This window comes from Microbacterium esteraromaticum, from assembly GCF_028747645.1.
In the GTDB taxonomy this organism is placed as follows: Bacteria; Actinomycetota; Actinomycetes; order Actinomycetales; family Microbacteriaceae; genus Microbacterium; species Microbacterium esteraromaticum_C.
Genome location: NZ_CP118100.1, coordinates 1,649,774 through 1,661,217, shown reverse-complemented (window position 1 = coordinate 1,661,217; position 11,444 = coordinate 1,649,774). Strand labels below are relative to the sequence as shown.

Annotated in this window: 9 protein-coding genes; all 9 read left to right on the top strand. The window is 68.1% G+C overall.

Annotated elements, in window-relative coordinates; all coding sequences use genetic code 11:
- Positions 1-67 precede the first annotated feature (67 nt).
- The 9 genes from PTQ19_RS07770 (at position 68) to gmk (ending at position 11,439) form a co-directional block, all read left to right on the top strand.
- On the top strand, positions 68-1,645 hold the full coding sequence (locus PTQ19_RS07770) for a Rieske 2Fe-2S domain-containing protein (protein WP_274366936.1): 1,578 nt from the start codon (positions 68-70) through the stop codon (positions 1,643-1,645).
- A 247-nt stretch (positions 1,646-1,892) separates the two neighbouring features.
- On the top strand, positions 1,893-2,423 hold the full coding sequence (gene pyrR, locus PTQ19_RS07765; RefSeq protein WP_179410800.1) for a bifunctional pyr operon transcriptional regulator/uracil phosphoribosyltransferase PyrR: 531 nt from the start codon (positions 1,893-1,895) through the stop codon (positions 2,421-2,423).
- Positions 2,420-3,385, top strand: a complete 966-nt coding sequence (locus PTQ19_RS07760; protein WP_179410801.1) for an aspartate carbamoyltransferase catalytic subunit — start codon at positions 2,420-2,422, stop codon at positions 3,383-3,385. The genes pyrR and PTQ19_RS07760 overlap by 4 nt, the downstream gene beginning before the upstream one ends.
- Positions 3,382-4,743: a dihydroorotase gene (locus PTQ19_RS07755; RefSeq protein ID WP_274366935.1), complete on the top strand. Its 1,362-nt coding sequence runs from the start codon at positions 3,382-3,384 to the stop codon at positions 4,741-4,743. Before PTQ19_RS07760 ends, PTQ19_RS07755 begins: the two co-directional genes overlap by 4 nt.
- Entirely contained in the window at positions 4,740-5,246 is a 507-nt protein-coding gene (locus tag PTQ19_RS07750) for a hypothetical protein (protein ID WP_274366934.1), read from the top strand. The genes PTQ19_RS07755 and PTQ19_RS07750 overlap by 4 nt, the downstream gene beginning before the upstream one ends.
- Positions 5,243-6,391, top strand: coding sequence for a glutamine-hydrolyzing carbamoyl-phosphate synthase small subunit (carA, locus tag PTQ19_RS07745; RefSeq protein ID WP_274366933.1), 1,149 nt, complete (start codon positions 5,243-5,245; stop codon positions 6,389-6,391). The genes PTQ19_RS07750 and carA overlap by 4 nt, the downstream gene beginning before the upstream one ends.
- Positions 6,391-9,678: a carbamoyl-phosphate synthase large subunit gene (carB, locus tag PTQ19_RS07740; protein WP_274366932.1), complete on the top strand. Its 3,288-nt coding sequence runs from the start codon at positions 6,391-6,393 to the stop codon at positions 9,676-9,678. The genes carA and carB overlap by 1 nt, the downstream gene beginning before the upstream one ends.
- A complete protein-coding gene (pyrF, locus tag PTQ19_RS07735) occupies positions 9,675-10,538 on the top strand; it encodes an orotidine-5'-phosphate decarboxylase (RefSeq protein ID WP_274366931.1) in 864 nt (287 codons plus the stop codon). Before carB ends, pyrF begins: the two co-directional genes overlap by 4 nt.
- The gene (gmk, locus tag PTQ19_RS07730; RefSeq protein ID WP_274366930.1) at positions 10,531-11,439 is read left to right on the top strand and encodes a guanylate kinase; all 909 of its coding nucleotides are present in this window, start codon (positions 10,531-10,533) and stop codon (positions 11,437-11,439) included. Before pyrF ends, gmk begins: the two co-directional genes overlap by 8 nt.
- Positions 11,440-11,444 lie beyond the last annotated feature (5 nt).

Here is an 11,444-nt window from a genome sequence, read left to right as displayed (position 1 = left end):
GGCTCGCGTCCCCGGAGTCCCAGCCTCGGCTCGGTACACTCGAGGCTGTCCACAACAGAGGAGAGACATGCGGATCACGGGACTCGGCCACGCGGGGATGTTCATCGAGACGGTCGGCGGGAACATCATCTGCGACCCCGTGCTGGGTCCGTCGTTCTTCGGCTCGTGGTTCCCGTTCCCCGACAACCGCGGGCTCGACTGGGAGCGCTACGGGCGCGAGGCGGACTTCCTGTACATCTCGCACCGCCACCGCGATCACTTCGACCCGCGACTGCTCGAGCGGTACATCTCGAAGGACATCGAGGTGCTGCTGCCCGAGTACGTCACCGACGACCTCGAGGTCGACATCCGTGCGCTCGGGTACAACAACATCACCTACGCGCCGGCCGGCCAGGTGATCGAGCGCGGCGACCTGAAGATGATGATCACGCCGCTGCGCGCCCCCAGCGACGGCCCGATCGGTGACTCGTCGCTGAGCGTGGATGACGGCACGGCATCGATCCTCAACCAGAACGATTCGCATCCGCTCGATCTGGAGGCGCTGCTGTCGTTCGGCAAGCCCGAGGCGTACTTCACGCAGGTGTCCGGCGCCATCTGGTGGCCGATGGTCTACGACCTGCCGCAGGGCGCCAAGCAGAACTTCGCGCGCCTGAAGCGCGAGGCGCAGAACAAGCGCGCGATGTACTACATCGAGAAGGTCGACGCGCCGCACGTGTTCCCGATGGCGGGCCCGCCGATGTTCCTGCGCGAGGAGCTCTTCCGCTACAACGGCACCGGGCAGGACGACGACTCGATCTTCACCGATCAGAAGGAGTTCCTGGCTCACTTGAAGGAGCAGGCGCCGCAGTACGACGGCCAGCTTTTCATCCCCGGCACCGTCGTAGACATGAATCACGGCGAGATGACGGTAACGCAGAGCCTGTACAGCCAGGACGAGATCGACCACATCTTCGATGAGAAGTGGGAGTACCTCGCCGAGCAGAAGGCGACCAGGCAACAGGAGGCCATCGACGAAGAGGCCACGCGCGCCGAGGTGCTGCCGCCCGAAGAGATGCTCGCGGCGCTCAAGGCGTGGTGGGAGCCGCTGCTGAAGAAGTCCCGCACGATCCGGCTCGGCGTCGGCGGCAATGTGCGGTTCAAGATCGGTGACCTCGACATGGTGGTGGACTTCCCGAAGGCCAAGGTGCGCGAGTACGCGGGGGAGGAGTGCATCTACTGGTACACGATCCCCGCCGACCTGGTCTCGACGAACATCCGCGATCATGAGATCGACTGGTCGAACTCGATCTTCCTGTCGATGCAGTTCTCGGTGGGGCGCAGCGGCAAGTTCAACGAGTTCCTCACGACGTTCCTGAAGTGCCTGTCGGTCGACCGCATCGAGTACGTCGAGAACTGGTACCAGGAGCAGACCGATCAGACCGAAGATGCCGAGATCGGCGACTGGGTCGTGCAGCGCCGGTGCCCGCACCTGCGTGCCGACCTGACCCGCACCGGCAAGATCGACGAGGACGGCGTGCTCACGTGCAGCATGCACGACTGGAAGTGGGATCTGAAGACCGGCAAGTGCCTGTCGACCGCAGGTCACGCAATCCGCGCCGAGAAGATCGACCCCGTCACCGACGAGGCACTGCGTCCCGGCGCCTGAGCAGCTGACAGCCCGGATCCAAGTCGGGCATCCACTCCGCCGTCTGGTGTCACTGAGAACAGGCGATCTCACGAGAACAGGACGAATTCCGCAGGATCGTCCTGTTCTCAGCATCCGTCCTGTTCTCGTGCGCGCGAGACGGCGCGCGGGGCACCTCGCGCGGCCGCGAGCGCGGGCGGGGTTCGCTAGACTGGTGTCATCACCAACCTTTAACCCCGTCCGGAGAGGCGGAGAAGGGACGTGGCCGTTGTCTGCACGCACCGTGCTGCATGAAGCCGATATATCGCGCGCTCTGACGCGCATCGCCCACGAGATCCTCGAATCCAATCGCGGCGCCGAAGGCCTTGTCCTTCTCGGCATCCCGACCCGCGGCGTGACCCTCGCCGAGCGGCTCGGGCCGGTCATCTCCGGCATCGCCGGCGTCGACATTCCCGTCGGAGCGATCGACATCACGCTCTTCCGAGACGACCTGTCGCAGCATCCGACCCGCGCACCCAAGCGCACGGACATTCCCGAGGGCGGCATCGACGGCAAGACCGTCGTCCTCGTCGACGACGTGCTCTTCTCAGGTCGCAGCATCCGCGCGGCACTCGACGCGCTGCAGTCCATCGGCCGCCCCGCGGCCGTGCGCCTCGCGATCCTTGTCGACCGCGGACACCGCGAACTGCCGATCCGCCCCGACTTCGTGGGCAAGAACATTCCCTCCGCCCGCACCGAACGCGTGAACGTGCGTCTGCGCGAGCTCGACGGCAGCGACGAGGTGACGATCGAATCATGAGGCACCTGCTCGATACCCGCACGCTTGACCGAGAGACCGCCCTGCGCATCCTCGACGTAGCCGAGGACATGTCCGACACCCAGTCGCGCCAGGTGAAGAAGCTGCCGACGCTACTCGGCAAGACCGTGGTCAACCTCTTCTTCGAGGACTCCACCCGCACGCGCATCTCGTTCGAGGCCGCTGCCAAGCGTCTCTCCGCCGACGTCATCAACTTCGCAGCGAAGGGCTCCAGCGTCTCGAAGGGCGAGAGCCTGAAGGACACCGCCCAGACCCTGGAGGCGATGGGGGCGGATGCTGTCGTCATCCGTCACTCCGCCTCGGGCGCGCCCCGCACGCTCGCGACCAGCGGCTGGATCTCGGCCGGCGTGGTCAACGCCGGTGATGGCACGCACGAGCATCCGACTCAGGCGCTGCTCGACGCATTCACCATCCGCAAACGCCACCACGGCGCCGACAGCCGCGGTCGTGACCTCGCCGGGCTGCGCGTCGTGATCGTGGGCGACGTACTGCATTCCCGCGTGGCTCGCTCGAACGTCTGGCTGCTGTCGCTGCTCGGAGCCGACGTCACGCTCGTGACGCCTCCCACGCTCGTGCCGCAGAACGTCTCGCAGTGGCCGGTGCGGGTGCTGTACGACCTCGACGCCGCGCTGGCAGAGGGACCCGACGCGGTGATGATGCTGCGCATTCAGGGCGAGCGGATGCACGCCGCGTATTTCCCCACTGAGCGGGAGTATTCCAGGCTCTGGGGTCTGGACGCCGTGCGTGCGGCGGCGCTGCCGGAAGGTAGCATTGTTCTGCACCCCGGACCCATGAACCGGGGCCTGGAGATCTCTTCCGAGGCCGCCGATTCGCCGCGCTCGACCGTGCTCGAGCAGGTCACGAACGGCGTCGCGGTGCGCATGGCTGTGCTCTACCTGCTGCTCGCAGGCGAACGAAACGACGAACGAGGGGAAGTGAAATGAGCCAGACCCTCGTCATCGAAGGAGTCGAGCTGCTCGGACGCGAGAGCGCCGACATCGTGATCGAGAACGGCATCATCGCCGAGATCGGAACGGGGCTGAACCGGTCCGGAGCGCGCGTCATCGACGCCGCCGGGCTGGTGGCCCTGCCCGGCCTGGTCGACCTGCACACGCATCTGCGTGAGCCCGGCTTCGAGGCATCCGAGACGGTGCTGACCGGTACCCGTGCGGCCGCCGCCGGCGGGTTCACCGCCGTGTTCGCGATGCCGAACACGCAGCCGGTCGCCGACACCGCCGGCGTGGTCGAGCAGGAGCTCGCCCTCGGCGAGGCAGCCGGCTACGCCACCGTGCAACCGATCGGCGCTGTCACCGTCGGGCAGAAGGGCGAGCGCCTCGCCGAGCTGGGCGCCATGGCGTCGTCGCGGGCACGCGTGCGCGTGTTCAGCGATGATGGCTTCTGCGTGTGGGACCCGCTGATCATGCGCCGCGCCCTGGAGTACGTCAAGTCGTTCGGTGGCGTCATCGCCCAGCACGCACAGGACCCGCGTCTGACCGAGGGCGCCCAGATGAACGAGGGCATCGTCTCGGCAGAGCTGGGCCTCGCCGGTTGGCCGGCGGTCGCCGAGGAGTCGATCATCGCCCGCGACGTGCTGCTCGCCGAGCACGTCGGCTCGCGCCTGCACGTGTGCCACCTGTCCACGGCGGGCAGTGTCGACATCATCCGCTGGGCCAAGAAGCGCGGCATCCAGGTCACGGCCGAGGTGACCCCCCACCACCTGCTGCTCACCGATGAACTCGTGCGCGACTACGACGCCCGGTACAAGGTGAACCCTCCGCTGCGCACGCAGGAGGACGTCATGGCCGTGCGCGAGGGTCTCGCCGACGGCACGATCGACATCGTCGCCACCGACCACGCCCCGCACCCCGCTGAGAACAAGGCCTGCGAGTGGCAGGCCGCCGCGAACGGCATGGTGGGCCTGGAGAGCGCACTGCGCGTCGTGCACCAGTCGATGGTGGCGACCGGCCAGCTCGACTGGGCCGACGTGGCGCGTGTGCTCAGCGCCGCGCCCGCGCGCATCGGGCAGCTCGACGGCTTCGGGGCGCTCGAAGTCGGAAAGCCCGCCCACGTGACGCTGTACGACCCGAACGTGCCCGGGGTCTTCACCGAGTCCGACCTGCACGGTCGCAGCCAAAACTCGCCGTACCTCGGACGGGAGCTTCCCGGTCGCGTCCAGTGGACCATCCACGGCGGTGTCGTGACTCTCGACGGTGGGGAACTCGTCGAGGATCTGCGGTCTGTCGGGAGCGAGCGGAGCGAGTCGAAGTGCGATGTGCTGAGCGAGCGGAGCGAGTCGAAGTGACGCGCGAACTTGCCGGCCTGATCATGGCCGCCATCGCGGCGGCCATCCTCCTCACGATGTTCTTCGCGTGGCGCGCGCGTCTGCGTCGCGATTCGGGTCTCACCGCACCGCTCGGGGTTCCCGAACACGCCGAGGTCTCGGCACGGTACGAGGTGCTGCACGTGGCGACGACGAAGCACGGTCAGCCTCTGGAGCGCGCCGCGGTGCGACCGCTCGCATACCGCGCTCGCGGAGAGCTCGCGCTGACCGACCGTGGCGTCGCGTTGAGCCTTGATGGCGCACCCACCGTGTTTCTCTCGGCCGACCGGCTCGCCGGTGCCGACGTCGCCACCGTCACCATCGACCGCGTCGTGGAGCCGTCCGGCCTGATCCGCCTTGACTGGCGGGTCGCCGATGGGATCCTCGTCGACACCTACCTTCGGCTCTCGGCAGCCGAGCCCCAGCAGATCCTCCCGGAGCTCCAGCAGTTGTGCGGCGCTCCGGAGAACGGAGTGAACTCTTGACCGCCCTCACCGCAGATTCCGCCGTACTCGTCCTCGAGGACGGCACCCGCTTTGTCGGCCGCGCCTACGGCGCGCGCGGCACCACCCTTGGCGAGGTCGTCTTCGCGACCGGCATGTCCGGCTACCAGGAGACGCTCACCGACCCGTCCTACGCCGGTCAGATCGTGCTGCAGACCGCGCCGCACATCGGCAACACCGGTATGAACGCCGAGGACAACGAATCGGCGAAGATCTGGGTTGCCGGCTACATCGTGCGCGACCCCGCCCGCCGGGCGTCGAACTGGCGTGCCGAGGAGTCCCTCGATGATGCACTGATCCGCGACGGAATCGTCGGTATCAGTGGCATCGACACGCGTGCGCTCACGCGCCGCATCCGCGATGCCGGTGCGATGCGCGGCGGTGTCTTCTCGGGAGCGGATGCTGCCCTTGATCCCGCGGAGCAGCTGATCCGCGTGACGGCTGCCCCCGAGATGGCCGGTCAGAACCTGTCGGCAGAGGTCTCGGTCGCCGAGACGTACGTGCTGCCCGCCACGGCCGAGCGGATCGGCAACCTCGCCGTCATCGACCTCGGTGTCAAGCGGGCAACGCTCGAAAACCTCGCCGCTCTCGGTTTCGACGTGCACGTGCTGCCGCAGTCGTCGTCGTTCGACGCGATCCGTTCGATCGATCCGGTCGGCGTGTTCTACTCCAACGGGCCCGGCGACCCTTCGGTATCCGACGCACAGGTCGCGGTGCTGCGCGAGGTGCTGCAGGCCGGTCTGCCCTACTTCGGCATCTGCTTCGGCAACCAGCTGTTCGGCCGCGCCCTGGGGCTCGGCACGTACAAGCTGCAGTTCGGCCACCGCGGACTGAACCAGCCCGTGCTCGACAAGGCCACCGGCCGCGTTGAGATCACCGCCCACAACCATGGCTTCGCCGTGGACGCGCCCGTCGAGGGTGTCTTCGACAGCCCGAACGGCTTCGGCTCGGTCGAGGTCAGCCACGTCGGACTCAACGATCAGGTCGTCGAGGGGCTGCGCGCCCTGGACATCCCGGCCTTCTCGGTGCAGTACCACCCCGAGGCGGCGGCGGGCCCGCACGACGCCCACTATCTCTTCACCCGCTTCCGCGATCTCGTCATCGCGACCCTGGAGGCCAGCAAGTAATGCCCAAGCGCGACGACATCAACTCCGTTCTCGTGATCGGCTCCGGCCCGATCGTCATCGGTCAGGCCTGCGAGTTCGACTACTCCGGCACCCAGGCGTGCCGTGTGCTGCGCGAAGAGGGCGTGCGCGTGATCCTGGTCAATTCCAACCCGGCCACGATCATGACCGACCCCGACTTCGCCGACGCCACCTACATCGAGCCGATCACTCCCGAGGTGATCGAGACGATCATCGCCAAGGAGAAGCCGGATGCCATCCTGCCGACCCTCGGCGGACAGACCGCGCTGAACGCCGCCATGGCGCTGCACGAGCGCGGCATCCTGGCAAAGTACGACGTCGAGCTCATCGGCGCCAAGGTCGATGCCATCCGTCGAGGTGAAGACCGTCAGGTGTTCAAGGAGCTCGTGCTCGAGGCGGGCGCCGACGTCGCCAAGTCGGTGATCTGCCACACGATGGATGAGCTGCTGGCAGGCGCTGAAGAGCTCGGCTACCCGCTGGTCGTGCGCCCGAGCTTCACCATGGGCGGTCTCGGCTCCGGCTTCGCCTACGACGAGGCGGACCTGCGCCGCATCGGTGGCGCTGGCCTGCACGACTCGCCGACCAACGAGGTGCTCCTGGAGGAGTCGATCCTCGGGTGGAAGGAGTACGAGCTCGAGCTCATGCGCGACACCGCCGACAACACGGTGGTCGTCTGCTCGATCGAGAACGTCGACCCCGTCGGCGTGCACACCGGCGACTCGATCACCGTGGCACCCGCGCTGACGCTCACCGACCGTGAGTTCCAGAAGCTGCGCGACATCTCGATCGACATCATCCGCGCCGTCGGCGTCGACACCGGTGGCTGCAACATCCAGTTCGCGGTCGACCCGACCAACGGCCGCATCATCGTCATCGAGATGAACCCGCGCGTCTCGCGCTCTTCGGCCCTGGCGTCGAAGGCGACCGGATTCCCGATCGCGAAGCTCGCCGCAAAGCTCGCCCTCGGCTACCGCCTGGACGAGATCCCGAACGACATCACCGGTGTCACACCGGCGAGCTTCGAGCCGACGCTCGACTACGTCGTCGTGAAGGTGCCGCGTTTCGCCTTCGAGAAGTTCCCCGCCGCGGATGCCACGCTGACCACGACCATGAAGTCGGTCGGTGAGGCGATGGCCATCGGCCGCAACTTCACCACTGCGCTGCAGAAGGCGCTGCGGTCGCTGGAGAAGCGTGGATCGAGCTTCCACTGGGGCCCGGAGGAGCGCTCGGTCGACGAGCTGCTCGAGATCGCCAAGACGCCCACCGACGGTCGCATCGTCGTGCTGCAGCAGGCGCTGCGCAAGGGTGCGACGATCGAGCAGGCGTTCGAGGCGACCTCGATCGACCCGTGGTTCATCGACCAGATGGTGCTGATCAACGAGGTGGCCGAGACCGTGGCATCCGCCGCCGAACTCGACGCCGCGACGATTCGTCACGCCAAGGAGCACGGCTTCTCCGACGCGCAGATCGCCCAGCTGCGCGGCGTGGACGAGGCCGAGGTACGGGGCGTCCGTCGTGCGCTCGACGTGCGTCCGGTGTACAAGACGGTCGACACCTGCGCGGGGGAGTTCCCCGCGCTGACGCCGTACCACTACTCCAGCTACGACTTCGAGACCGAGGTCGCGGCATCCGACCGCACCAAGGTCGTCATCATCGGCTCCGGTCCGAACCGCATCGGTCAGGGCGTCGAGTTCGACTACTCGTGCGTGCACGCGTCGTTCGCGCTGTCGGATGCCGGATACGAGACCGTCATGGTCAACTGCAACCCTGAGACGGTCTCGACCGACTACGACACCTCGGACCGGCTGTACTTCGAGCCGTTGACTCTCGAGGACGTGCTCGAGGTGCTCGATGCCGAGGCGCGTAGCGGCACGATCCTCGGTGTCGTCTGCCAGCTGGGCGGTCAGACGCCACTGGGCTTGGCGAAGGGCATCGAGGCGGCCGGGTACACCGTGCTCGGTACGAGCCCCGAGGCGATCGACCTGGCCGAGGAGCGCGAGCTCTTCGCTCGCCTGCTCGACGACGCCGGGCTCGTCGCGCCCCGCAACGGCACGGCGATCGACGTCGAGGGCGCGGTGCGCATCGCCGAGGAGATCGGCTACCCGGTGCTGGTGCGCCCGAGCTTCGTGCTCGGAGGCCGCGGCATGGAGATCGTCTACGACACCCCCTCGCTGCGTGACTACTTCGTGCGCACCGCGGATGAGGTCGTGATCGAGGAGGGCAAGCCGCTGCTGGTGGACCGCTTCCTCGACGACGCGATCGAGCTCGACGTGGACGCCCTGTACGACGGCACCGACCTGTACATCGGCGGTGTCATGGAGCACCTCGAAGAGGCCGGCATTCACTCGGGCGACTCCAGCTGCACGCTGCCGCCGGTCTCGCTCGGTCGCACCGACGTCGACCGCGTGCGCACGGCGACGCTCGCGATCGCGAAGGGCGTGGGTGTGCGCGGTCTGCTGAACGTGCAGTTCGCGATCAGCGCGGGGGTGCTGTACGTGATCGAGGCGAACCCGCGCGCCAGCCGCACCGTGCCGTTCGTCTCGAAGGCACTGGGCATTCCGCTGGCCAAGGCCGCGAGCCGCATCATGGCCGGCTCGACCGTCGCCGAGCTCATCGACGAGGGCATGCTGCCCGCACAGGACGGCTCGCGCGTTCCGCTGGGCGCTCCGGTCGCCGTCAAGGAGGCCGTGCTGCCGTTCAAGCGCTTCAGCACCCACGACGGCAAGGTCGTCGACTCGGTTCTGGGGCCGGAGATGCGCTCGACGGGCGAGGTCATGGGCATCGACCGCGACTTCCCGACGGCGTTCGCCAAGAGCCAGGCTGCGGCCTACGGCGGAATGCCCGTCTCGGGCACCGTGTTCATCTCGGTCGCCGACGCCGACAAGCGCGCGGTGATCCTGCCGGCGCACCGTCTGCAGCAGCTGGGCTTCACCCTGGTGGCCACCGAGGGCACCGCCGAGATCCTCAGCCGCAACGGCATCGACGTCACCGTCGTGTCGAAGTTCAGCGAGACGCAGGACAGCGGAGCCGAGAACATCGTCGACCTGATCAACGAGGGCCGCATCGACATCGTCGTGAACACTCCCAGCGGGGGAGCGGCGCGTGCCGACGGCTACGAGATCCGGGCCGCGGCGGTCGCCGCCGACAAGGCGCTGTTCACCACCATGGCAGTGCTCGGCGCGGCGGTCAGCGGTATGGACGCCACCAGCGACGGTTTCGAGGTGCGCAGCCTTCAGGAGTACGCGCTCGACCGCAAGGGGTCGGTGTGACCGAGTCGTTCCCCGCACGTCTGCGTGCCGCGCTCGACGAGCACGGCCCGCTGTGCGTGGGGATCGATCCGCACGCCGCGTTGCTTGAGCAGTGGGGTCTGGGTGCGGATGCTGACGGTATCCGCGCCTTCGGGCTCGCCGTCGTCGAAGCGGCGGCGGGCCGGGTGGGCGTCGTGAAGCCCCAGGTGGCGTTCTTCGAACGCTACGGATCCCGCGGCTTCGCAGCGCTCGAGGACGTGATGTCGGCCGCGCGTGCGGCCGGCCTGATCGTGATCGCCGATGCCAAGCGCGGCGACATCGGCTCGACCATGGCCGGCTATGCGTCGGCGTGGTTCGAGTCGGGGTCGCCCTTGGAGGCGGATGCCCTCACTGTGAGCCCCTACCTGGGGCCGGAGTCGCTGCGTGAGACGCTGACGGGCGCCGTCCGCGCCGATAAGGGCGTCTTCGTGCTCGCCGCGACCAGTAACCCCGAGGCGGCGGCGCTGCAGACGGCCACCCCGGTCGACGTGGCCGCCGGCGACGGCGAGACGGTGGCCCGACGCGTGGCGCGGGATGTCACCTGGGTGAACGACTCGGATGCTTTCTCCTCCGGATTGGGCCCGGTGGGCCTGGTGATCGGCGCGACAGTCGACCGCTCGGAATTCGGCCTCGACGACGATCTGCTTGTGCGCACCCCCATCCTCGCTCCCGGTTTCGGGGCGCAGGGCGCCACGCCGGAGGATCTGACCGGACGATTCGGCCCGCTGGCGCGCAACGTGCTCGCCAGCGAGAGTCGGAGCATCCTCGGCGCGGGTCCCGACGGCATCGCCGAGGCGATCCGCTCGCGCAGTGCGCACTACCTGGAGGTACTTCGTGGCTGAGAACCGCACCGTTCCCGACGTTGATCGCGCCGCAGCATCGCGGCGGGCGCTCGAGCGTCGCCGCGCTCGTGCTTCCCTGAAGCGCGACCTGGCGATGCGGGTCACCGCACCGCAGGCCGTGTTGCGTCAGGCATTCGAGGACGCCGATTCGGATGCCGCGACCATGCGGGTCACCGACTTCCTGATGGCGCTGCCGGCGATCGGCGCGGGCAAGCGCGACCGCGTGCTCGAGGATCTCGGAATCTCGCCGGTCAAGCGCCTGGGCGGGCTCGGCGTGCGCCAGCGCGCCGCGCTGACCGCGTGGCTCGACGAACGGTTCCCGCCGCATCGTCCGCGCGAGGGGCGCAGCCGTCTGCTGGTGCTGGCAGGCCCGACCGCCGTCGGCAAGGGCACGGTTGCCGCGCACATCCGCGAGACGAACCCCGATCTGCACCTGTCGGTGTCGGCGACCACCCGCAGCCCCCGGCCGGGTGAGGTCGATGGCGTGCACTACTACTTCTTGGACGAGGCCGAGTTCGATCGCCTCATCGAAGAGGGGCAGTTGCTCGAGTATGCGACGGTGCACAACAAGCATCGCTACGGAACGCCGCGCGGTCCCGTCGACGAGGCGCTGGCGCAGGGCAAGACCGTGCTGTTGGAGATCGATCTGCAGGGCGCCCGCCAGGTGCGGGAGTCCGAGCCCTCGGCATCGCTGGTGTTTTTGCTGCCGCCGACGTGGGACGAACTCGTCAACCGTCTGGTCGGTCGGGGCACCGAGGACTCCGAGGAGCGGGCCCGTCGTCTGCGCACGGCGCGGACCGAGCTGGCGGCGCAGAACGAGTTCGATTACCTCGTCGTGAACGCCGACGTCGCCACAGCGGCCCGCGACGTCGTAGAATTGTCTTCAGGGTCTGCGCGCTGACCGGG